Below are 23187 nucleotides of genomic sequence, written 5' to 3'. Positions count from 1 at the left end.
GTACCGTTCGGTGATTGCTTCGCGAAGTACGCTGCCGCGTCTCTTAAAAAATCCCGTTCCTTGGTGATCCGCGACAGCTCGCGCTTGAGGCGGGCCACCTCCTCATCGCGCGGTGTTCCAGCCCCGGGAAAAGCCTTGCCGCCAGCCGACTCAGCCTCCCGAACCCAGCGGGTCAGCATGTTCGGGTTGACCCCGACCTCCAGAGCCACCTGGCGGCAACTCGACTTCGATCGCCGCACCAGCTCGACGATCTCCCGCTTGTACTCCGCGGTGTAACGCTTGCGCTTCGACATGGACACTCCTTCAGCTCACTATGAGCCTTCCTGAAAGTGTCCGCAGAATCGGGGTAGAACCCGTGGAGCTGCGAATATGCTCGGTTTGATTCGATGCGAACCCGGTAACTTCCCGCGGCAAGGTCTTCAAGGGAAAAGCGCGAGCCGTAGAACGAATGGGCGTACACCGCCGTTCCCGCCGGATCAAAGAGCGTCAGCGTGAAAAACTCCGACTGCGGCGCCAAAGCCCCTCCTATTCGCACCTCGACATCCAGGCGCGGGGCCGGCGACAGCGCGAAGTCAGCTCGGAGAACAGGGCTTGCCGGGTTGTTGCGAACTGGGGTGCCTGAACTGAGGTTGCAGCTCTGCTGCGGGCAGTCGATACCGTTGTAGAGCTGCGAGCGGTAGCCCATCGCCTCCGCAATAAGGTAGGAGTCGACTCCGCTCGTGAGGCCGATGCGGAAGCGTCCCGTCGCATCTGTGAAAGTCGACGCGCCCAGATCTGGATGCTGATTGATTCCCAGTCGGATGTGCGTGCTCGCCAGTGGTGCTCCCGTCGCGACATCTGTCACTAAGCCAGTGACTTCCCCAAGGGAGTCCAAGGCGAAGTCAAGCGTGGCCGAACCTCCATTCAGGGCGATCTGGGTTGGCTGAGCTTGGCCGAGAGTGCAGTCAAACATGGAGTTCTCGAACCGCGAAGCGCAAGGCGTGTCGCGCCACGCCTCATGTCCGAGCGGGTCCGTGGGCCACACGTTTCCTGTGCGGAACGCATAGGCCCCGCTTTGCTGATATCCGATCAGGTAGCGTCCTTGCGCGTCGACTTGGGTTGTGCCCTCAATCCAGTACTGACCATCCACCACCCTGAACATGCCCACGGTGGCATTGCTGACCGGCGTGCCACCCGTGGATCGAGTTACAGAGCCCTGCACCAGTGAGAAGTCCACGCCGCCGAGAATCACTGTGCCCGACTGATCGCCGAGGTTGTCGAGCCGCACCAGCCAGAACGTCTGCTTGTCCGTGGGAAGCGTCAGCTCGGCCTGCAGGCCGATGCTGTCGTCAGCGCTGGCGATCGGATCGGCCACTAGTTCGCGGCAGTCGGGCCAGGCGCTCAATCGTGTGTCGAGGCGGGAGCCTCGGGTGGTCACGCCAACGGCTTTCTCAGTGCTGCCCTGAACGCGGATCCACAGCGACTCGCCGGGCTGCATTTGCAGTTCCAGGGCTTCGCCGGTGTTGAGCGGCAGGGGCGAGTCGCAGCTTTCGCCTGCAGCGCCGGGCTGTCGATAGGTGGGAACCGGGGGCGGCAGGTCAAGCGTGCCGATGCGGCCGCCGTGAATCAGCTGGAAGCGCGCCAGCGCATGCAGGCGCTGCGTCTTCTCCAGCAATACCGGATCGCCCTTGACTGCGTCTTCGAGTGCAGCAAAGCGATCCAACAGCGCATCGGAGCCCGTCGATCGCGCCGCGTCCGAGAGCGTTTCGGAGCGGCGCATCTCCAGCTGCGTCTCCGTCAGTACACGATGGAAGTCATTCGCGTGCACGCACGCGGGAAGAAGTAGCGCGAAGCCCGCCAACATCAGAAAACGCTTCATTGAGCCCCCAAAGGCATGAGGCCACTCGGGCAGTCGCAGCCCGGACGCGGCACAGGGTCGTCCATAGCCGCGGACGGAATCGCCCCGGCGGGCGAATCCTAAGGGCGCGCCGGGGGCTTGCATAGGGCTTTCGGGCCTCTTGAACTATGTGATCAAACGCCGGGCTGCCGGCAATATGGAACGGCCGGGTTTGCGCTACTCCGGGTCGTAATCCAGCACCGGCGCCAGCCAGCGTTCCGCCTCGTGCAGGGGCAGGCCGCGGCGGTGGGCGTAGTCGGTGACCTGCTCCTTGCTGATGCGGCCGACCACGAAGTACTGGCTTTGCGGGTGGCTGAAGTACATGCCGCAGACGGACGCCGCCGGCGTCATTGCCAGGCCCTCGGTCAGCGCCATGCCGCAGCGGGCTTCGGCCTCGAGCAGGCGGAACAGGGTGCGCTTGGTGGTGTGGTCGGGGCAGGCCGGATAGCCGGGAGCCGGGCGGATGCCGCGGTACTGCTCGCGCACCAGCGCCTCGTTGTCGAGCTGCTCGTCCGGCGCGTAGCCCCACAGCTCCTTGCGCACGCGCTCATGCGCGTACTCGGCCAGGGCTTCGGCGAAGCGGTCGGCCAGCGATTTCAGCAGGATGGCGCGGTAATCGTCGTGGGCGGCTTCGAAGGCGCGGGCGCGGTCCTCGCAGCCCAGCCCCGCGGTGACCGCGAAGGCGCCGAACCAGTCCTCGCGCCCCGAGTCGTGCGGGGCGATGAAGTCGGACAGGCAGAAGTCGGGGCGCTCGGCCGGCTTGTCGACCTGCTGGCGCAGGCCGTGGATCACCGCCAGCTCGCCGCCGTGCGCGTTGAAGACCTCGATGTCGTCGCCGACGCTGTGCGCGCGCCACAGACCGACCACGGCTTTGGCCTCCAGCCATTCGCCTTCGATGATCTCGCGCAGCATTTCCTGCGCATCCTTGAACAATTCGCTGGCCTGTGGGCCCACGACTTCGTCGGTGAGGATCGCCGGATAGCGGCCGGCCAGCTCCCAGGCGTTGAAGAAGGGCGTCCAGTCGATGTAGTCGACCAGGGTGGCGAGGTCGACCTTGAGTTCGGTGACGCCAGGCACGCGCGGGGTGGGCGGCACGTAGTTGGCCCAGTCGCCGCGGAAGCGCTGGCCGCGTGCGTGCTCCAGGCTGACCAGGCGCTTGCCGTTGCCCTTCTGCGCGTGGCGGGCGCGGATGTCGGCGAAGTCGGCCTCGTTGGCGGCGACGAAACTGGCGCGCAGGTCGGCGCTGATCAGGCTCTGCGCCACGCCGACCGCGCGCGAGGCGTCCTTCACCCACACGGTGGGCGAATGGTAGTGCGGCGCGATCTTGAGCGCGGTGTGGGCGCGCGAGGTGGTGGCGCCGCCGATCATCAGCGGCACGTGGAAGCCCTGGCGCTGCATCTCCTTGGCGACGTGGCTCATTTCCTCCAGCGAGGGCGTGATCAGGCCGGACAGGCCGATCAGGTCGGCCTTGACCTCGCGGGCGCGGTCGAGAATGGTCTGTGCCGGCACCATCACGCCGAGGTCGAACACCTCGAAGTTGTTGCAGGCCAGCACCACGCCGACGATGTTCTTGCCGATGTCGTGCACGTCACCCTTGACCGTGGCCATCAGGATACGGCCGTTGTTGCGGCCGGCATCGCCCGAGCGCAGCTTCTCGGCCTCGATGTAGGGCAGCAGGTAGGCCACGGCCTTCTTCATGACGCGCGCCGACTTCACCACCTGCGGCAGGAACATGCGGCCGGCGCCGAACAAGTCGCCGACCACGTTCATGCCGGCCATCAGCGGGCCTTCGATCACCTCCAGCGGCTTGGCGAAGCCCTGCCGCGCCTCCTCGGTGTCGGTCTCGATGAACTCGTCGATGCCGTGCACCAGCGCATGCTTCAGGCGCTCGGCCACGGGATTGGCGCGCCAGGCCAGCTTGGCGCTGGTGTCGACCGTCTCGCCCTTGCCCTTCTTGTAGCGGGGGGCGATGTCCAGCAGGCGCTCGGTGGCGTCGTCGCGCCGATTCAGCACCACGTCTTCGACGCGCTCGCGCAGTTCGGGGTCGAGGTCGTCGTAGATCGGCAGCGCGCCGGCGTTGACGATGCCCATGTCCATGCCGGCGCGGATCGCGTGGAACAGGAACACCGCGTGGATGGCTTCGCGCACCACGTTGTTGCCGCGGAAGGCGAAGCTGACGTTGGAAACGCCGCCGCTGACATGGCAGTGCGGCAGGGTCTGCTTGATGATGCGGGTGGCCTCGATGAAGTCCACCGCGTAGTTGTTGTGCTCGTCGATGCCGGTGGCGATCGCGAAGATGTTGGGGTCAAAGATGATGTCTTCCGGCGGGAAGTCGAGCTTGTCGCGCAGCAGATGGTAGGCGCGCGTGCAGATCTCGACCTTGCGCGCGCAGGTGTCGGCCTGGCCCTGCTCGTCAAAGGCCATGATCACCGCGGCCGCGCCGTAGCGCTGCACCAGGCGGGCCTGCTCCAGAAAGGCCGCTTCGCCTTCCTTCATCGAGATCGAGTTGACCACGCCCTTGCCCTGCAGGCAGCGCAGGCCGGCCTCGATCACGCTCCATTTCGAGCTGTCGACCATCACCGGAATGCGCGCGATGTCGGGTTCGGCGGCGATCAGGTTGAGGTAGGTCACCATCGCCTTCTCGGCGTCCAGCATGCCCTCGTCCATGTTGACGTCGAGGATCTGCGCGCCGCTCTCGACCTGCTGGCGGGCGACTTCGACCGCTTCGTCGTAGCGCTGGTCGAGGATCAACTTGCGGAACTGCGCCGAGCCGGTGACGTTGGTGCGCTCGCCGATGTTGACGAAGTTGGTCTCGGGCGTGATGACCAGCGGCTCCAGACCCGACAGGCGCGTGTAGCGGGGCGTGCTCATGCCGCGGCCTCCGTGGTCTGGCCGGGCAGTGCGCGCGGCGGGATGGCGCAGACCGCCTGGGCGATCGCGGCGATGTGCTCGGGCGTGGTGCCGCAGCAGCCGCCGACGAGGTTGAGCAGGCCGGCTTCGGCGAACTCACGCAGGGTGCCGGCCATTTCCTCCGGCGTTTCGTCGTAGCCGCCGAAGGCGTTCGGCAGGCCGGCATTCGGATGGGCGCTGACATGGGTCGGCGCGACCTGCGCCAGGATGTCCACGTGTGCGCGCAGGTCCTTGGCGCCGAGCGCGCAGTTGAGGCCGATGGCGTGTGGCCGCGAATGCGCCAGCGAGTACCAGAAGGCTTCTGCTGTCTGCCCCGACAGCGTGCGGCCGCTGCGGTCGGTGATCGTGCCGGAGATCATCAGCGGCAGGCGCGCGCCGCGCTGCTGGAACACCTCTTCCACCGCGAACACGGCGGCCTTGGCGTTGAGCGTGTCGAACACGGTTTCCACCATGAGGATGTCGGCACCGCCGTCGATCAGGCCTTCGGTGGCTTCGCGATAGGCCGTTGCAAGTTCTTCGAAGCTGGTCGCGCGGAAGCCCGGGTTGTTGACGTCCGGGCTGATGCTGGCGGTGCGGCTGGTGGGTCCGAGAATGCCGACCACGAAGCGCGGCTTGTTGGGCGTCTTCGCCTCGATCGCGTCGCAGCAGGCGCGGGCCAGCCTGGCGCCTTCGAAGTTCAGTTCGCGGGCGAGATGCTCCAGCTTGTAATCGGCCTGCGACAGCGTGGTGCTGTTGAAGGTGTTGGTTTCGATCAGGTCCGCGCCGGCTTCCAGATAGGCGGTATGGATGTCGGCAATGATCTGCGGCTGGGTCAGCGTCAGCAGATCATTGTTGCCCTTGAGATCGCAGCCGCAGCCCTCGCCGTGCGAGTGGCCTTCGTGTCCGCAGGGCGGCTGCGACTGCAGCGCGTCCAAACCCTGCTTGAAGCGCTCGCCGCGGTAGGCGGCCTCGTCCAGCGAATGGCGCTGGATCATCGTGCCCATGGCGCCGTCGATGATCAGGATGCGTTCGGCAAGCGCGGCGTCGAGCTTCGCGACGCGATCGGGCTTGAGCCAGGGCAGGGCGGTGTAGCTGGGCATTGCGGTGTTCCTCGGCAGCGCCTGGGGAGGGCGGGCGTTCGGTTGTTCGGGGATGCGGCGGGGGGTGTAGCCTTCGTGCATCGCGGCCTTTGGCGCGGCGCGCGTTCGATCGGGACCGTGGCGGAGTGGAGCTCACGGTGGGCCAGGGCCCAGCCCATGCGGCACGGATGATGTGATCCGTTACCGCATCTCCCTCAGGCGCTCAGGTCTTGTGGGCGATCAGGGCGATGACCTCGAAATGCGGCGGGCGGCGCTCGCGGGTGACGGTGCTGGCCGTCTGCACGCTCAAACCCGCCTTCTCGGCGAAGCGCTTGAGTTCCTTCTCGCTGAAGCCGAGGTTGACGTGTCCGTAGGGCGCCACCGCCGCCTGGTGTTCGTGCTTGGCGAGGCTGGTCAGCAGCAGGCGACCGCCCGGTCGGAGCACGCGACCGGCTTCCGCCACGGCCTTGGCCGGCTTGTCGGCATAGGTCAGTGCGTGCATCAGCACGACGAGGTCGAAACTGGCTTCGGGGTAGGGCAGCGCGTGCATGTCGCCCTCGACGACTTCGACGTTGGCGTGGCGCGAAAGCCGCTCGGTGGCGGCGCTGACCACGCGGGCGCTGGAGTCGATGCAGACATAGCGCTTGGCGTGCGGCGCCACCAGTTCGGCCAGCACGCCGTCGCCGGAGGCAATGTCGAGCACCTCGCCGGGCCGCATCAAGGGCAGGGCGGAGCGCGCCAGCGCTTCCCAGGTGCGTCCGGGCGAATAGTGGCGCTCCATGTCGCCGGCGACCGTGTCCGCCCAGTTCTCCTCGGCCGCGCGCAGGGCCAGCACTTCGGGCAGGCGCTCGGCATCCTGGCGCAGCAGGGGGTCGTCGGTGCCGCGGCGCAAGGTGTCCCACAGGGCGCGCTCGGCCGGCGGCAGCGCCTCGTTGAAGCGGTAGTAGGCGGAGACGCCGGCACGGCGATCCAGCACCAGCTCGGCGTCCTTGAGCTTGGCCAAGTGGGTCGATACGCGCGGCTGCGCCAGCATCGTGATCGAGGCCAGCTCGGCGACGGTCAGCTCTTCGCGTTCCAGCAGCGCCAGCAGACGCACGCGGGTGCCATCCGCGAGCACGCGCAGGCAGGCCGACCAGGCGTTCAGATCCATGGCTATCGCTTCATCCGGATTCAAAGATGAAGCAGGGTAGGCAGGGGCCTGGAGTGCGTCAAGCTCTGCAGGGCTCGGCGCGGGTGAACTCCCGGCGATCGCGGCGCTTGTGGCCATGCCTCCGGTCGCCCTTACCGTCCTTTAGCCGATGGAGACAATGCGGCTTCCTGTGAAGGAGCTCCCGCAGGGGGCGGGAAGGGGGCTGCACCACACAGCCTGTGGATCGGGGCGGCACGACCCGACGCGACGCGACGCCCGGACCCTCGATCCCGGCTTCCATCGGCCACCTGTCCACTTCGCCTTGATCCGGCGCGCCCCTGAACCGGGTTAAACTCGCGGAGTTTTCAAGCGCTCGTTTGAATTTCCCGACTTAGCCAGGAGCCGCCATGGACTTCAACTTCACCGAAGAGCAGCTGATGATCCGCGACGTTGCGCGTCGCATCGCGCAGGAGAAGATCGCGCCCAGCGCCGAGCACCACGACCAGACCGGCGAATTCCCGCTCGCGAACATCCGCACGCTCGGCGAAGCCGGACTCATGGGCATCGAAGTGCCGGCAGAGTACGGCGGTGCCGGCATGGACCCGATCAGCTACGTGCTGGCCATGATCGAGATCGCCGAGGCCGACTGCGCCCACTCGACCATCGTTTCGGTGAACAACTCGCTGTTCTGCAACGGCATCCTGAAGTTCGGCACCGAGGCGCAGAAGCAGAAGTACGTGCGCGCGATCGCCGAGGGTGAGGAGATTGGCGCTTTCGCGCTGACGGAGCCGCAGTCGGGTTCGGACGCCACCGCCATGCGCTGCAAGGCCGCGAAGCAGGCCGACGGTACCTACGTGATCAACGGCAAGAAGAGCTGGATCACCTCCGGCCCGGTGGCCAGGTACATCATCCTGTTCGCCATGACCGACCCGTCGAAGGGCGCCAAGGGCATCACCGCCTTCATGGTCGACACGACCAAGCCGGGCTTCCACCGCGGCAAGACCGAGCCCAAGCTCGGCATCCGCGCTTCGGCCACCTGCGAAATCGAGTTCCAGGACTACGTGGCCACGCCGGACGAAGTGGTCGGCACGGAGGGCGAGGGCTTCAAAATCGCCATGGGCGTGCTCGACGCCGGCCGCATCGGCATCGCCTCGCAGGCCGTGGGCCTGGCCCGCGCCGCCTACAAGGCCGCGGTGGCCTACGTGAAGGAGCGCAAGAGCTTCGGCCAGCCGATCGGCTCGTTCCAGATGATCCAGGCCAAGATCGCCGACATGAAGTGCCGGCTGGATGCGGCCGAGATCCTGACCCTGCGCGCTGCCTGGGCCAAGGCCGAGGCGGACAAGGTCGGCGGCCGCTTCAGCACCGAAGCCTCGGTCGCCAAGCTCACCGCGTCGGAAGCGGCGATGTACATCACCCACCAGGCCCTGCAGATCCACGGCGGCATGGGCTATTCGAAGGAAATGCCGCTCGAGCGCTACTTCCGCGACGCCAAGATCACCGAGATCTATGAGGGCACCAGCGAAATCCAGCGCCTGGTCATCGCCCGCAACGAGACCGGGCTGCGCTGAAGCCTTCCGCGCAGCGGGCCGCCGAGAACGCGCCGGAGCAATCCGGCGCGTTTTCTTTTGCGTCGTGCCAGGGCTCCCAAAAACCTTTTCGCCACGTATTCTTCCGCTGCTGCATCGACGGTCACACCGCGCGGTTCGCGCCGTCGTCAGCGTTTGAATCCACCCGCGAGGGGCGGTGGAGGCATGAACAGGGGGCTGCGTGGACCGATTCCTCGACATCGCACTGTCATTTCCGACACTGATCCTGAGCGTGCTGCTGCTGGTGGCCGTGGGTTACTGGCTACTGACCCTGCTGGGACTGTTCGATTTCGAGGTCCTGGACCTGTCCGATGGCGCTGGTGCAGGCAATGGCGGAGGGCTGCTCAGCGCCCTGATGCTGAAGTTCGGGTTTGGCGGTCTGCCCTTCGGCTTGATCTACACAGCGCTTGTCTCGCTCGCATGGCTAGCGTGCTACTTCGTCGATTACCTGTTCTTGAGCGGGCTTGATTCCCCCGTCATGCGCCTGCTTGCTGGCGTGGTGCTCACGCCGGTGCTGCTGTTCCTGGCGCTGCCGTTCGCCGGACTGCTGCTGCAGCCCTTGCGCAGACTTTTTGCGCCAGTGCCAGGGCGGGATGCGGTGTCTCTGCTTGGCGAGCATGTGCGCATACGCAGCCCCGAGGTTAGTGAACAGCAAGGTCTCGCTGAATACGACGATGGCGCTGCTGGCCTGATCCTGCAGGTGAGGGCGCTGGACGGTGAGTTCCGTCGTGGCGACATCGCCCTCATCGTTGACTACCTCCCCGATCGTCACGCCTACCGGATTGCGCGGCCCGCCGCGGCGCCGCATTCCGTTGTGGCCGATCGGGCGAACTGAGCCTTCCCAGCGCGCCGTGGGGACTGACACTCCAGTCCCTTCCAACGAGCTTTCCATCACCCAGACGAGGGATATGACGTGAGCACTGAAGCCTTGATTCCCATCCTCATCATTGCGGGCGTGGTACTGCTTGCGCTGTTCGCGCTGTTCGCATTGATCAAGTCCTTCTATATCAAGGTCCCGCAGGGCACCGCCCTGATCGTCAACGACCTGTCCTCGACGCCCAAGGTGCACTTCACCGGCGCCCTGGTACTGCCGGTGATCTACAAGAAGGAGTTCATGAAGATCTCGCTGATCACCCTTGAGGTGGATCGGCGGGGCAAGGACGGCCTGATCTGCCGCGACAACATGCGCGCCGACATCACCGTCGCTTTCTACCTGCGCGTCAACGAGACCCAGCAGGATGTGCTGAAGGTGGCCAAGGCCATCGGCGTCGATCGCGCGTCCGAGAAGAACGCAGTCAACGAGCTGTTCAACGCCAAGTTCTCGGAGGCGCTGAAGACGGTCGGCAAGAAGATCGACTTCGTCAATCTGTTCGAGAACCGCCAGGAGTTCCGCGACCGCATCGTCGAGGTCATCGGCAACGACTTGAACGGCTATGTGCTGGAAGACGTCGCCATCGACTATCTCGAGCAGACCCCGAAGTCTTCGCTGGACCCCAGCAACATTCTCGATGCCGAAGGCATCCGCAAGATCACCGAGCTCACCGCTGCCCAGAACGTCATCACCAACGAGCTGGAGCGCAACGAAGAGCTGGCGATGACCAAGAAGAACGTCGAGACCAAGGAGGCGCTGCTGGCGCTGGCTCGACAGCAGGCCGATGCCGAAGCGCGGCAGGCGCGTGAGATCGCCACCATCAAGGCCCGCGAAGAAGCCGAGACCCTGAAGGTGCAGGAAGAAGAGCGCCTGAAGGCCGAGCAGGCGCGTCTCGCCGCGCAGGAGCAGATCGACATCCGCGAGCAGAACCGTCTGCGCGAGGTCGAGGTGGCCGAGCAGAACCGCCAGCGCGCGGTGATCATCGAGAAGGAAAAGGTCGAGCGCGCGCGGGCGCTCGAAGTGGTGTCGCGCGAGCGCGAAGTCGAGCTTCAGCGCATCGAGAAGGAAAAGGCCCTCGAAGAGCAGCGCAAGCTGATCGCCAACGTCGTGCGCGAGCGCATCGCGGTCGAGAAGACCGTGGCCCAGGAAGAGGAGCGCATCAAGGAAGTGCGCGAGATCTCCGAGGCCGAGCGCGCCAAGCAGGTGGCGATCCTCGATGCCCAGGCCCGCGCCGAGGAAGAGCTGGTCAAGCAGGTCAAGCAGGCCGAGGCCGACGAGAGCAAGGCCAAGTACAAGGCCGTCGAGATCACCACCCTCGCGCAGGCCGAGCTGGAAGCCGCCGGCAAGCAGTCCGAGGCCAAGCGCAAGATGGCCGAGGGCATCGAGGCCGAGCGCGCGGCGCCCGGGCTGGCGGATGCGCGCGTGCGCGAAGTCAACGCCGCGGCGCTGGAGAAGGAAGGTCTGGCCGAGGCCAAGGTGGTCGCCGAGAAGCTGGCCGCCGAAGCCCGCGGCGAGCAGGAGAAAGGCTTTGCGCAGGCGCGGATCATCGAAGCCCAGGCCGAGGCCAAGCAGAAGGACGGCTTGGCGGAAGCCAAGGTGCTGGAAGAGAAGCTGGGCGCGCAGGCGCGCGGCGAAGAACAGCTCGGCGGCGCCAAGGCGGTGGCGATCCGCGAGGTGGGCCTGTCCGAGGCCGAGGTGCTGAAGCGTCGCTACGAGTCGGAAGCCGAAGGTCTAGTCAAGAAGTTCGAGGCGCTGTCCGGCCTGTCGGACTCGGCGCGTGCGCACGAGGAATTCCGCATGCAGCTGGAGAAGAACTTCGAGCAGGCGATGGCCGCGATCGAAGCCAACAAGGACATCGCCCGTGAGCAGGCCGATGTGCTGGCGGCGGCGCTGTCCAAGGCCAAGGTCGACATCGTCGGCGGCGGCGGCGAATTCTTCGAGACCTTCGCCAAGGCACTCAGCGTCGGCAAGGCGATCGAAGGCGCGGTCGGCAAGAGCCCGGTGGTGCAGGACGTGCTGTCGAAGTTCCTGGGTGGCGGGGTGACGGCGGGGAAGGTGGCGGCGTTGAAGGCGGCGGAGGCGGAGGCGGCTGAAGGGAAGGTCGGACCGGAGAAGAGTTCGTCAGTCTGAACTGCGCTTGCGCTGGGGAGCGACTCGAGAGACATGCCATAACTCGGCCTTGTCCCTTGTCCCTTGTCGCTGCTCCAGCCCCTCTCCCCATGGGAGAGGAGTTGGGGAGAGGGTCCGGGTCTTGCGCAGCAGTGCAAGTTTCTGAATTGCCGCAGTTCTCGGAGTTGTTGAAGCAGGCCGCCGCAGCTTTGAGACCGAGGACTCCCGAACCCTCTCCCCCGATCCCTCTCCCACGGGGAGAGGGGAGATCTCGACAACCGCGATTGATGGATCGTCGCGGATCGCGATCTCCAGACTCCTTCTGCTCGAAGAGTTCAAAGCATGACCACACCCGAATCCCTCGTAGACCAGGCCGTCGCCGAAGGTGGCGCCTATGAAGTGCTGCGCGCGCGCCTGCTGGAGCAGGGCGGGCGTCTGCGTGGCCTCGCCGAAGGGCTGAATCGGCAGCGGCTGGACGAGTTCGGCAGCAGCGAGCTCAAGATCATCGGCCGCCTGCGCGTGCGCACCGAGCACAACGCAGTGGCGCGCGATCTGGTGCGGGTCGGCGACTTCCTGCTGTTCGGCTACAACGTGTTCCTGGGCCTCAAGCGCGAGACCCAGGTCAGCGATGTTTTCGCGCTGTATCGCCTGGTCGAAGGCGAAGGGGGCTTCGACGTCGAGCCGGTTGAACTGGCCGGCAGCTTTCTCGGCGCCCAGGGCTTCATGCAGGATTTCCGGGAGCTCTACGCCTACTACAAGAACACCCGCCTTCTGCAGTTGATGGTGCGCGACGGCCTGCTGCTGGCTGCGTTCCAGATTGGCGAGCGCCTGTCGGACGTGCGCGTGTTCCGTTTCAGCGTCTCGCCTGCGGGCGACGTGCGCTACATCGACAACCGCGGCGAGCGCGATATCGCCCTGCCGCCAATCCACGATTTCGAATGGACGCGCTGCGGCCGCGAGCACGTGGTCGAAGGCCGCTTCCCGCACATGAACGTGGTCGATCAGGTCTTTGTCGAGACCATCGGCGGCGACCTCACCATCAAGGTCGAGAACAACACCGAGGACGGCCTCGGCATCTACCGCGAGCCGGTTGATGACGCCACCCAGAGCATCGATGACGCCCGCATCGACTACGCCCGCGTCGGCGATCTCATCCTGCTGCGCGTGCAGCCCTACCGCGAAGAGGTGGTGCGCCACTTCGTCTACAGCCTCGTCGCGCGCCGTGTCTACCGCATCGACGCGATCGGGCAGAGCTGCGTGCAGCTGCCTGAGGACCACGGCATCGTCTACCCGGGCGGCTACGTGCTGCAGAACGGTGAGCAGCGCAGCTTCGAGCGCAGCATGGAGGGGATGCGCTTCAAGCGCAGCCTGCGCTCGCCGAACGGCGAGGACGTGCTCTATGTGTTCTACGAGCCCGAGAGCGGTGCCAAGGCGCTGTTCACCTACAACCTGATCGAGCGGCGGCTGGCCACGCCGCTGTTCGGTCACGGCTATGCGCGGCTGGAAGACGGCCGCTTCGTGCTGTTCTCGGTCGACAGTCACGAGCCGACCCGCGTGCACCCCATGCAGGTCTGGCAGACGCCGTTCTGGAGCGAGGAGTTCGCCGCTGCCAGGCCGCCGGCGACCAGCTTCATGGGCCGCATCGGCAATGCCGAGCTGGTGCGCGGCATTTCGGATCTGCTCTCGCTGGTGCGCGAGATATCCAGCGAGGAGGTCAGCGCCACCCGCTACAGCCTGCTCAGCCAGAACAGTCGACGCCTGTTCGATCTGCACCACTGGCTGGACAGCGCCGAGTGCGCGGGCGTGGCGCCGCTGGTGCGCGAGATCGCCGGCACCGCCGAAACCGTGCTGGATGAGTTCGAGAAGGTCGAGAGCATCCGCGCGCAGAGCGAACGCAGCCTGCGCGAGGCGCGCAGTGCGCAGTCCGAGCTGCTCGCGAAAGCGCGGCCGGAACGCTGCGAGTCGGTCAACGACTACGTCGAGGGCCTGTCGGGCCTGCAGGCCCAGCGCGGCCGCCTGCTGGCGCTGCGCGAGGCGCGCTATATGGACGTGGCCGCGATCGATGCGCTGGAAGCCGAAGTCGTCGCCGCACAGGCGACGCTGTCGTCGGCGACCGGCGAGTTCCTGGCCTCGGCCGCCGCGCTGAAGCCGCTGGACCAGCGCCTGCGCGCGCTGGATGCCGAGGCCGGCAAGGCACAGGGCGTGGCCCAGCTCAAGACGCCGCTGGAGGGCATGGCCCAGCTGTCGCTGGACCTCGACCTGCTGTCGAACCTGCTTGCCGGGCTGCCGATCGAGGATGCGCAGCAGCGCACCCAGGTGGTCGAGACGATCTCCGAGCTGTACGCGCGACTCAACCAGGCCCGCGCCCGCGCCGAGCAGCAGCGCAGGTCGCTGGGCAGCCGCGAGGCGGTGGCCCAGTTCGGCGCGCAGTTCGCGCTGTTCGGCCAGAGCCTTGCCTCGGCGCTCAGCCTGTCGACCGATCCCGAGCGCAGCGAGGAGCAGCTGGCGCGCGTGCTGCTGCAGCTGGAAGAGCTCGAAAGCCGCTTCGGCGAGCACGAAGCTTTCCTGCAGGACATTCTGGCCAAGCGCGAGGAGGTGCTGGAGACCTTCGAGAGCCATCGCCAGGCCCTGCTGGACGAACGCCAGCGCCGCGCGCAGGGCCTGCACGAAGCGGCACTGCGCATCTTCGAGGGGCTGCCGCGTCGCACCGAGCGCCTGCAGACGGTCGAGGCCCTGCACGCCTTCTTCGCCGGCGATGCGTTGATCCTCAAGCTGCGCGAGCTGGCGAACCGGCTGCGCGAGCTGCGCGACAGCGTCAAGGCCGACGACATCGAGGCTCGCATCAAGGCCGCGCGCGACGCGGCGCTGCGCGGACAGCGCGATCGCAGCGAGCTGTTCGAGGACGGCGGCAACACCATCAAGCTGGGCCCGCGCCACCGTTTCAGCGTCAACACCCAGGCCCTGGACCTGACCCTGCTGCCGCGGGGCGGCGAGCTCTGCCTGCATCTGACCGGCACCGAGTACTACGAGCCGATCGCTGATGAGGAGCTGAGCCGCCTGCGCGAGTTCGCTGAACACACGCTGGAGTCGGAATCCGCCCACGTTTGCCGCGCCGAGTATCTGGCCGCCAGCCTGTTCGAGGCGGCACGCGCCGGCAGCGAGGGCCAGAGTCTGGACGCCCTGCAGGCTGAGCTGGGCACGCTCGATGCGCTGTCGAAGCGTCTGCGCGAGTTCACCGCATCGCGCTACCGCGAGGGCTACGAAAAAGGCATCCACGATGCCGACGCCGCACGCATTCTCGCGGCCTGGCTGCCGCTGCGGAAAGCGGCCGGTGGGCTCGTTCATTCGCCCGCCGCCCGAGCGCTCGCGGCGCTGGCCTGGCAGGCCCAGGCCAACAGCGAGAGCGCCAGCCTGTGGCCGCTGCGCGCGCGTCAGGCGCAGCAGCTGATCGAGACCCTGGGCCAGCACGCGGCCAGCGAACGCCTGATCGCCGAGATCGCGCGCGAGATGGAGCGCTTTCGCGCGGCCGCTGCCATCGAGCTCGATGCCCGTCTGAGCGGTGACGCCGCGCGCTATCTGGTCGAAGTGCTGGGCACAGAGCATCCGCAGTTCCTGTTCACCGCGGCCGCGCGTCGCCTGGTTCAGGGGCTGAAGGAACGACTGGTCACGGGGCATCGCTGGGAAGATCTGCAGTCCGCGGCGGAAGCGCTGTCGGCGCGGCCGGGCGAGGCGCTGGGCCTGTGGCGGCAGTGGTTCGAGGCGCTCTGCGCAGAGCCGGCCTTTGTCGATCTCGCCGACCACGCCATCGAGGCGGCCGCGCTGATGCGCGTGGACGGGCATCTGCCGACGCGGATCAGCGAAGCAGACCTGGCCGTCGAGATCAGCGGGCTGCTCAGCAGCCATGCGCGGATCGAGCAAGGTGTGCTGCGCCTGCGCATCGACGACTTCGAGACCCGCCTGCGTCGGCACCGCGAGCAGCATCTGCCTGGCCTGCGCGCCTTCCAGGCGCGTCGCCACGCGCTGATCGAAGCCGGCCGCGCGCGCCTGCGTCTGGAGGAGTTCAAGCCGCGGCCCTTGACCTCGTTCGTGCGCAACAAGCTGATCAGCGAGGTCTACCTGCCCATCATTGGCGACAACCTCGCCAAGCAGATGGGCACGGTGGGCGAGGGCAAGCGCTCGGACCTGATGGGCCTGCTGATGCTGATCAGCCCGCCGGGCTACGGCAAGACCACGCTGATGGAGTACGTGGCGCATGCACTGGGCCTGATCTTCATGAAGATCAATGGGCCTTCGCTGGGCCATGAGGTGCGTTCGCTGGATCCGGCCCAGGCGCCGGATGCCGGCGCGCGACAGGAGCTGGAGAAGCTCAACCTCGCGCTGGAGATGGGCAACAACGTGATGCTGTATGTCGACGACATCCAGCACACGCACCCGGAATTCCTGCAGAAGTTCATCTCGCTCTGCGACGGCACCCGCCGCATCGAGGGCGTGTGGCAGGGCCGCACCCGCACCTACGACATGCGCGGCAAGAAATTCTGCGTGGTGATGGCCGGCAACCCGTATACCGAGAGCGGCGAGGTCTTCAAGATTCCGGACATGCTGGCCAACCGTGCCGATGTCTACAACCTCGGTGAGGTGCTGGGCGGCAAGGAAGACGCCTTCCTGCTCAGCTACGTCGAGAACTGTCTGACCGCGCAGCCGGTGCTGGCACCGCTGGCGACGCGCGACTTGAATGATCTGTACAAGCTGGTCGAACGGGCGCAAGGGCGCGAGTTCTCGGCGAATGCGCTGTCGCACACCTACTCGGCGGCCGAGCTCAACGAGATCACGGCGGTGCTGAAGAACCTGCTGGCGGTGCGCGACATCGTCTACCGGGTCAACCAGGCCTACATCGCCAGCGCCGCCCAGGCCGAGGCCTACCGCACCGAGCCGCCCTTCAAGCTGCAGGGCAGCTACCGCAACATGAACAAGCTGGCCGAGAAAATCTCGTCGGTCATGAACGCCGTCGAGCTGCAGAAGCTCATCGACGACCACTACCTCGGCGAGTCGCAGCTGCTGACTGGCGGTGCCGAGGAGAACCTGCTCAAGCTGGCCGAGATCCGCGGCACGCTCGATACCGCGCGCGCCGAGCGCTGGCAGGCGATCAAGCAGGGCTTCCAGCGCAACAAGGCGCTGGGCGGCGCCGACAGCGACACCGGCACGCGGGTGATCGCCCAGCTGCATGATCTGGTCGCCAGCGTGCAGGCGCTGGGCGCGCAGGCCGGGGCGGCCAAGCCCGCGCAGACCGCCCCCGAACTCATCCAGCTGCTGCAGCGCATCCTCGACGAGCAGGTCCTGAACCGCACCTTCAGTCGCGACACGGCGTCGGATGCGGCCATGTGGCTGGGAGGCCTGCGCAACGCGCTCGACGTGGGTTTCCGTCCGCTGGTCGAAGCGGTGCAGGCACGCCAACAGGGCAGCGAGGCCGAGCGGCAGCAGCTGGCGGCGCTGGCGAACGAGCTGCGCAGCCTGGCCGTGGCCCTGCGGAAGCCGCCGCAAGCAGGCAAGAGCTGAAGCCACGCGCCGGCCCGCGCTGCGGAATCGGTCGGCGCCCGGCTATCATGCCGGGCTTTCCGGCGCCCCCGCCGGGCCAATCCCCGAGCCCATGAGCACGCCCAGCCCCATTCCCGCCCGCATGCGCGGCCTGAACCGCGCCGAGATCTGTGACCAGAACTTCATCGAATTCGTGCGCGACTGGCGCGGTGGGGTGCAGCCCGCCGCGGGCGATGAGCCCGTCATGCCGGGCAGTGCGCTCGGCGCGACGGCCTTCGATGAGCTGCTGAAGTCGCAGCTGATAAGCCGCCATCTGGATCTGATGGCGCGCGTGCTGCGGGTGCAGAACAAGGTCTTCTACACCATCGGCAGCAGCGGCCACGAAGGCAATGCGATGGTGGCGCGGGCCACCCGCCACACCGATCCGGCTTTCCTGCACTACCGCAGCGGCGGCTTCATGGCCGAGCGCTTCCGCAAGCTGCCCGACACTGATGGGAAACCACGCGATCCGATCATGGATTCGGCGCTCAGCTTCGCTGCCAGCAAGGACGACCCGGCCTCGGGCGGTCGCCACAAGGTCTGGGGTTCGAAGCCGCTGTGGGTGCTGCCGCAGACTTCGACCATCGCCAGCCACCTGCCGAAGGCGCTGGGCACGGCGATCGCGATCGAACAGGCCAAGCGCATCGGCCATGCGCTGCCGATTCCGGACGACAGCATCGCGATCTGTTCCTTCGGTGACGCGTCCAGCAACCACGCCACCGCGCAGACCGCATTCAACGCCGCTGCGTGGACGGCCTATCAGGGGTTGCCGGCGCCGGTGCTGTTCGTCTGCGAGGACAATGGCATCGGGATCTCGGTGAAGACGCCGCGGGATTGGGTGCGCGCCAATTTCGAAGGCCGCCGTGATCTCGACTATTTCTATGCCGACGGTCTCGACCTGGCCCACGGCTGGGCCGACGTGCAGCGCGCCGTCGAGCACTGCCGGCGCACCCGTCGACCGACCTTCCTGCACCTGCGCACCACGCGCATCATGGGGCACGCCGGAACGGACTTCGAGATCGAGTGGCGCTCGATCGAGGAACTCGTGCAGGTCGAGGCCACCGACCCGCTGCTGAAGTCGGCGGACATCGCCCTGCGCTCGGGCCTGTACACCCCGGATTCGCTGCTTGAACTGTACGAAGACACCCGTCGCCGCTGCTTCGCGGCGGCCGAGGATGCGGACCGTCGCCCGCGGCTCACCACGCTTGAAGATGTGATGGCGCCGCTGGCGCCGTACACGCCCCACAAGGTGCAGGCCGAAGCCGCGCGCGCGGACTATGCCGAGGCGCGCCTCAAGGTGTTCGGCAGCGAGGACAAGCTGCCGGAGAAGCAGGCACCCAAGCATCTGGCCATCCAGATCAACCAGGCTCTGCACGATCTCATGGCCAAGTACCCGGAGAGCCTGCTGTTCGGCGAGGACGTGGCGCAGAAGGGCGGCGTGTACACGGTGACCAAGGGCCTATTCAAGGCCTTCTCGGGCAGGCGCGTGTTCAACACCCTGCTCGACGAGACCATGATCCTCGGTCTCGCCCAGGGCTACGCCAACATGGGCATGCTGCCGCTGCCCGAGATCCAGTACCTGGCCTACTTCCACAACGCCTGCGACCAGATCCGCGGCGAGGCGGCCAGCCTGCAGTTCTTCTCCAACGGCCAGTACCGCAACCCGATGGTCATGCGCATCGCTTCGCTGGGCTACCAGCGCGGCTTCGGCGGCCATTTCCACAACGACAACTCGATCACCGCCCTGCGCGACATTCCCGGCCTCGTGGTGGCGTGTCCTTCGCGCGGTGATGACGCGGCGATGATGCTGCGCACGCTGATGGCTCTGGCCAAGGTCGACGGTCGTGTCTGCGCCTTCCTGGAGCCGATCGCGCTGTACATGGCCAAGGACCTGCACGCGCCGGGCGACGGCGGCTGGCTCACCCAATACCCCGCGCCCGATCAGGCGATTCCGCTGGGCGAGGGCAGGGTGTATGCGCCCGAGGACGGCAGCGCGGGTGATGACCTCGTCGTGTTCACCTTCGGCAACGCCGTGCCCATGTGCCTGCGCGCCCAGCGCGCATGGAAGGAGCAGCTCGGCTGGAGCAGCCGCGTCATCGACCTGCGCTGGCTGCAGCCACTCAACGAAGGTTTCATCGCCGAACAGGCGAAGACGGCGAAGCGCATCCTGGTGGTCGACGAAGGCCGTCGCTCGGCGGGCGTCGGCGAGGGCATCATCACCGCCATCGTCGAAGCCGGCTTCGGCGCCACGCCGCTGAAGCGCGTCGTTGGCGCCGACACCTTCACCCCGCTGGCGGGCGCGGCCTTCCTGGTGTTGCCGGGCGACGAGGAGATCATCGCGGCGGGCAGGTCGCTGGCCTGAGGGCCATCTCCGGGATTCGGGATTCGGGATTCGGGATTCGCAGGAGTCGCTGGCGGCTCCGACCAAGCCCGGTGGCTCTTCGGCCTGGGGCCTAGCCGCGACGCTTCTCGCTTGAAGCCTGCCGGCACGCTGTTCGCTCCGCGAATCACGCGTGCCAGCGCCAGGCGAATCGCTGCGCGCCCTTGATCTCGCACGGGGTGGGCCCTGCCCACCCGAGCTGGACGCCGGCCACCGGGTCGGCTGTTTCGCGCTGATGGCGAGCGCCTCGGCACTGCGGGCGCGATTCGCGCTCTCGCCCGAGGCGCGCTCGGGTCGGGCCAGGGTGTCTTCGCCCGGGCTCCGCTTCCCGCGTGGCAACCGGGTACGCTGCTTGCACGTCCAGGCCCTGGGCCATGGCCCCGTCCCCACACCCGGAGTGCCGATGAGCGTCGAACCGCGCCCCATGCCGCCAGACTTCCGCGCCCTGGGCTGTCGCCAGTGCCGCGACGGCACCGCACTGGGCTTTGAGCTGTCGATGGCCTTCCAGCCGATCGTGGATGTGGCGCGCCGCCAGGTGTTCGCCCACGAGGCCCTGGTGCGTGGTCCGAAAGGGGAATCCGCCGCCAGCATCTTCGCCCAGGTTTCTGACGCCAACCGCTACCGCTTCGACCAGACCTGTCGCTGCACGGCGATCGAGCTGGCCTCGCGCCTGCGGATGCAGAGCCTGCTCAGCATCAATTTCATGCCGAACGCGGTGTACCGGCCCGAGCTGTGCATCCGCACGACGCTGGAGGCTGCCGAGACCTTCGGCTTCCCGATCGAACAGATCATCTTCGAGATCACCGAGGCTGAGCGCATCGACGACCAGCGCCACCTCCGCAATATCGTCGAGTACTACCGCAGCCGTGGCTTCCGAACCGCGATCGATGATTTCGGCGCCGGCTACTCGGGCCTCAATCTGCTGGCGGAAGTGCGCGTCGACCTGATCAAGCTCGACCTCGCGCTGGTGCGGGGTATCGACCGCGATCACGCGCGTCGCGCCATCGTGCGTGGCATCTGTGGGGTCGCAGCGGACCTGCAGACGACGGTGATCGCGGAAGGCGTGGAAACGCGCGAGGAGCTCGCCGCGCTGCGCGATCTCGGCATTGAACTCTTCCAGGGCTACCTGATCGCGCGCCCGGCATTCGAGGCCTTGACCGAACTCAGCGACGCACAGTGGGACGCGCTGGGGACGGGCTGAATCGGGGCTCGCCTCTCCGCAAGGCTGGGGGCCGTCAGCGCTTTCCGAGATCGCCTCGCAGGGGGGGGCGTCCTCAAAGGCACAGGCCGATGCACAGCGGGGACCGCGGCCCCAAGGCTCCCGACGGCCTCAATCGCCGGCACTGTCGGCCGGCCCTCAGCAGGGGGCGACACTGTCCTGCAGCCAGGCCCTGGCGCGCACCCAATCGCGCTGCACCGTGCGCACATCGAGGCCCAGCTGTGCCGCGATTCCGTGGGTGTCGAGCCCGGCGAACACGCGCAGCTCGATCACCTGTGCGAGCCGAGGGTCGTGCGCATCCAGCGCGCGCAGGCTTTGCTCCAGCGCGAGCAGGGCGTCCGGATCGGCGCGCTGCGCGCAGTCGAGTTCGTCGATGTCGAGTTTGTGGCCGCTACGCTTGGCGGTGGCGCGCGCGCGGCAATAGTCGATCAGCACATGTCGCATCGTTCGCGTCCACAGCGAGAGCAGGTGCGATTCGTCGCGAGCTTCGAGAAGACCGCCCCCGGCCACGCGCAAATAGGCTTCATGGACCAGCACCGTCGCCGACAGGGTGGCAGGCGAGGGCGCCTGGCCGAGCTGGCGACCGGCGATGCGCTTCAGTCGGGCGTACAGATCCGACAGCGAGCGCGCTGCGGCTTTCTGTCCGACCGTGGAAGGGGGGCTGTGGGGACGTGCATCGGGACTGTGCATGGCGGGCTCCTGACAGGGGGCATGACCGGGACGGTCCTGCTTCAAGTCGACGCGGCGCCCCTGATCCCGCCACTTCATCCCGTTCGCCCAGGCTCGACGATGCGAAATCTTGGTCGCCCACAGGGTGAGCCCGGCCCACCATGCGCTGGACGCTCGCGCCGGTCATCGCCGTCGACCGCGCGACCTCCCCAGTCGAGGTGGCCAGAGGTCGATGCACCGGCAGCGCTGCTGCTCGCCAGGATGGGCCAGGGTCCACCCTATCGGGGCTCGCGGCATGCATCGCGCTTTCGGGTCCGCCGAAGCGTGCCGGACGGCGGTCTCCTCGGGCCTGCGACTGAATCCAGCACCGACTTGAAGATCACGTGGCGGGTTTTGCCGCGCGCCGACGACTCTCATGGGCAGGACGCAAGAAAGCTCGGACTCGACACCTTTCCGGCACTCGCGCCCATATACCCACGCTCCACGGAGACCGCCATGTCCTTCTGCACCCCCGCCCGCATCCTCGCTTCCGCTGTCGCTGCCGTTTGCGCCACCGCGTTCGCGGCGCCGCCGAGCCTCGCCCAGACCGCGCCCACCCCGGATATCCAGGTGCTGGAGTTCGACTACGCGCCCGCCGCGGCCCAACAGGGTCTGGACCTGCGCCCTGGGCGCTATTTGCTGCAGCTGCAGCGTGACGCCTCAGGTCGATTCGAGGGGCGTCTGCGGGGCCCCAGCAATGAGTTCCTTGCCGAGTCGCTTGAACTGGCCGGTGGCCCATCTTGCGCCGCCGGGCTGGGGTCGGATGCCGTGCTCAATGCACAGGCAAGAGCCGGTCAGACGGGTCTCAATGTCCTGCGCTTGGAGATCCGATCCGGGTCATCGGGGTGCTCGCTGCAGGGCGCACTTGCAGCGCTGGAGCTTGCCGCGCCGCGTAAGCCGCCGGAGGAGCTGGAATGTGCCCCGCCCGAAGAGGTAAGCCTATCGGAGCAAACGGACAATGACCCGGCCTGTGCACCGCCGCCGCCGCAGCTGCCGCTCACTGCCAGACCTGAGATGCGTCCTGGCGCAAAGCCCCGGATCGGTGGCATTGCAGCCGATTGGACTCGGGTGCTCTCGCTGCCCGCCGCGCGCGCGCTGGCAACCCAAAACGGTCGTTGCTTTTTCGACTATGCGTTCGTGATCGAGAACGTCGGTTGGGCGACATCCGGTCCAACCGACACCAGCGTGCTGCTGGAGCGGCGACTGGGCCTCCAGCTTGATCGCCAGCCGCTTCCGGCCCTCGCACCCGGTGGACGTCACGTGGTCACAGGCGTGCTGGGCTTGCCTGCCGGCTTGTGGCGGGTCTTCGTGCACGCCGACAGTCGTGGCCGGGTTGGCGAATATGACGCCCTGAACAATGCCCGATCGGTGCTGGTGAATGTCTCAGGCGACTGCTCCGGGTTGTGAGGCGGAGCGTCTCCTCGTGACCTGCCGTGGCCACGGTGCAATGACCCCATGCCACTTTTCCGGTCGCTGGTGTTCTCGGCTCGCGTCTCTGTTCGGCGGTGCGAACCGGATCAAGTGGGAAGAGGCAGGCGACTCGCCCCGTTCCATGGTGGGCGCAGCTTGCGATGGGCCCTGAGGTGCTCCATCCAGCCAGGCTGCGTCCGCGCATTTCCGCGATGCGCGGCCACTGTTCGAGAGCCGGATGGACCCAAGGAGGGCTCTTCCAATCCCGCTCCAGGGCAACACGGATCAAGACCCGCCCGGCCTTGATCCGTGGTCGCGAGTCCGGCACGGGTCCGGACTCGCTTACGCTGGCCAAAGCAC

Annotated in this window: 12 protein-coding genes and 1 pseudogene; 7 read left to right on the top strand and 6 right to left on the bottom strand. The window is 67.1% G+C overall.

Annotation, left to right across the window (positions count from 1 at the left end):
* The 5 genes and pseudogenes from BLP83_RS19360 to BLP83_RS04650 all read right to left on the bottom strand — a co-directional run.
* Nucleotides 1-239: transposase (locus BLP83_RS19360; protein ID WP_425388961.1), on the bottom strand; the 239-nt coding region annotated here is incomplete at its 3' end.
* Complete coding sequence (locus BLP83_RS18960) at nucleotides 173-1858, bottom strand: MSCRAMM family protein (protein WP_245679950.1); 1686 nt, start codon at nucleotides 1856-1858, stop codon at nucleotides 173-175. The genes BLP83_RS18960 and BLP83_RS19360, both read right to left, overlap by 67 nt.
* A gap of 195 nt (nucleotides 1859-2053) precedes the next feature.
* Entirely contained in the window at nucleotides 2054-4747 is a 2694-nt protein-coding gene (metH, locus tag BLP83_RS04660; protein WP_091239338.1) for a methionine synthase, read from the bottom strand.
* Entirely contained in the window at nucleotides 4744-5865 is a 1122-nt protein-coding gene (locus tag BLP83_RS04655; RefSeq protein WP_091239335.1) for a homocysteine S-methyltransferase family protein, read from the bottom strand. Before BLP83_RS04655 ends, metH begins: the two co-directional genes overlap by 4 nt.
* A gap of 208 nt (nucleotides 5866-6073) precedes the next feature.
* Nucleotides 6074-6994: pseudogene (locus BLP83_RS04650) on the bottom strand (metalloregulator ArsR/SmtB family transcription factor); the annotation flags it as partial.
* 386 nt (nucleotides 6995-7380) lie between these two features.
* Here BLP83_RS04650 and BLP83_RS04645 point away from each other — a divergent pair.
* From BLP83_RS04645 to BLP83_RS04620, 6 genes are all read left to right on the top strand, one after another.
* On the top strand, nucleotides 7381-8541 hold the full coding sequence (locus BLP83_RS04645) for an acyl-CoA dehydrogenase family protein (RefSeq protein ID WP_091239331.1): 1161 nt from the start codon (nucleotides 7381-7383) through the stop codon (nucleotides 8539-8541).
* A gap of 199 nt (nucleotides 8542-8740) precedes the next feature.
* On the top strand, nucleotides 8741-9394 hold the full coding sequence (locus tag BLP83_RS04640) for a hypothetical protein (protein WP_091239329.1): 654 nt from the start codon (nucleotides 8741-8743) through the stop codon (nucleotides 9392-9394).
* Between the two features lie 78 nt (nucleotides 9395-9472).
* A complete protein-coding gene (locus BLP83_RS04635; RefSeq protein WP_218121188.1) occupies nucleotides 9473-11560 on the top strand; it encodes a flotillin family protein in 2088 nt (695 codons plus the stop codon).
* Between the two features lie 321 nt (nucleotides 11561-11881).
* Nucleotides 11882-17092: a DNA repair ATPase gene (locus BLP83_RS04630; protein WP_091239327.1), complete on the top strand. Its 5211-nt coding sequence runs from the start codon at nucleotides 11882-11884 to the stop codon at nucleotides 17090-17092.
* 91 nt (nucleotides 17093-17183) lie between these two features.
* Nucleotides 17184-19472: a thiamine pyrophosphate-dependent enzyme gene (locus BLP83_RS04625; RefSeq protein ID WP_091239326.1), complete on the top strand. Its 2289-nt coding sequence runs from the start codon at nucleotides 17184-17186 to the stop codon at nucleotides 19470-19472.
* Between the two features lie 421 nt (nucleotides 19473-19893).
* On the top strand, nucleotides 19894-20691 hold the full coding sequence (locus tag BLP83_RS04620) for an EAL domain-containing protein (protein ID WP_425388958.1): 798 nt from the start codon (nucleotides 19894-19896) through the stop codon (nucleotides 20689-20691).
* 156 nt (nucleotides 20692-20847) lie between these two features.
* On the opposite strand, the gene BLP83_RS04615 is transcribed toward BLP83_RS04620, so the two are convergent.
* Nucleotides 20848-21399 carry an ECF-type sigma factor gene (locus BLP83_RS04615; RefSeq protein WP_176764000.1) on the bottom strand — a complete coding sequence of 184 codons (552 nt, stop codon included), beginning with the start codon at nucleotides 21397-21399 and terminating at the stop codon, nucleotides 20848-20850.
* Between the two features lie 474 nt (nucleotides 21400-21873).
* Between BLP83_RS04615 and BLP83_RS04610 the strand changes: the two genes are divergently transcribed.
* Entirely contained in the window at nucleotides 21874-22824 is a 951-nt protein-coding gene (locus BLP83_RS04610; RefSeq protein WP_143006537.1) for a hypothetical protein, read from the top strand.
* Nucleotides 22825-23187 lie beyond the last annotated feature (363 nt).

The organism is Aquimonas voraii, assembly GCF_900101825.1.
GTDB classification, from domain to species: domain Bacteria; phylum Pseudomonadota; class Gammaproteobacteria; order Xanthomonadales; family Xanthomonadaceae; genus Aquimonas; species Aquimonas voraii.
The sequence above is the reverse complement of the archived record's forward strand: the minus strand, read 5'-3'. Positions and strand labels throughout refer to the sequence as shown.

Coding starts and splice junctions, on each gene's coding strand:
- BLP83_RS04655 (WP_091239335.1), bottom strand. CDS start 5,865: ATGCCCAGCTACACCGCCCTGCCCTGGCTCAAGCCCGATCGCGTCGCG.
- BLP83_RS18960 (WP_245679950.1), bottom strand. CDS start 1,858: ATGAAGCGTTTTCTGATGTTGGCGGGCTTCGCGCTACTTCTTCCCGCG.
- BLP83_RS04620 (WP_425388958.1), top strand. CDS start 19,894: ATGAGCGTCGAACCGCGCCCCATGCCGCCAGACTTCCGCGCCCTGGGC.
- BLP83_RS04610 (WP_143006537.1), top strand. CDS start 21,874: ATGTCCTTCTGCACCCCCGCCCGCATCCTCGCTTCCGCTGTCGCTGCC.
- BLP83_RS04615 (WP_176764000.1), bottom strand. CDS start 21,399: ATGCACAGTCCCGATGCACGTCCCCACAGCCCCCCTTCCACGGTCGGA.
- metH (WP_091239338.1), bottom strand. CDS start 4,747: ATGAGCACGCCCCGCTACACGCGCCTGTCGGGTCTGGAGCCGCTGGTC.
- BLP83_RS04630 (WP_091239327.1), top strand. CDS start 11,882: ATGACCACACCCGAATCCCTCGTAGACCAGGCCGTCGCCGAAGGTGGC.
- BLP83_RS04625 (WP_091239326.1), top strand. CDS start 17,184: ATGAGCACGCCCAGCCCCATTCCCGCCCGCATGCGCGGCCTGAACCGC.
- BLP83_RS04645 (WP_091239331.1), top strand. CDS start 7,381: ATGGACTTCAACTTCACCGAAGAGCAGCTGATGATCCGCGACGTTGCG.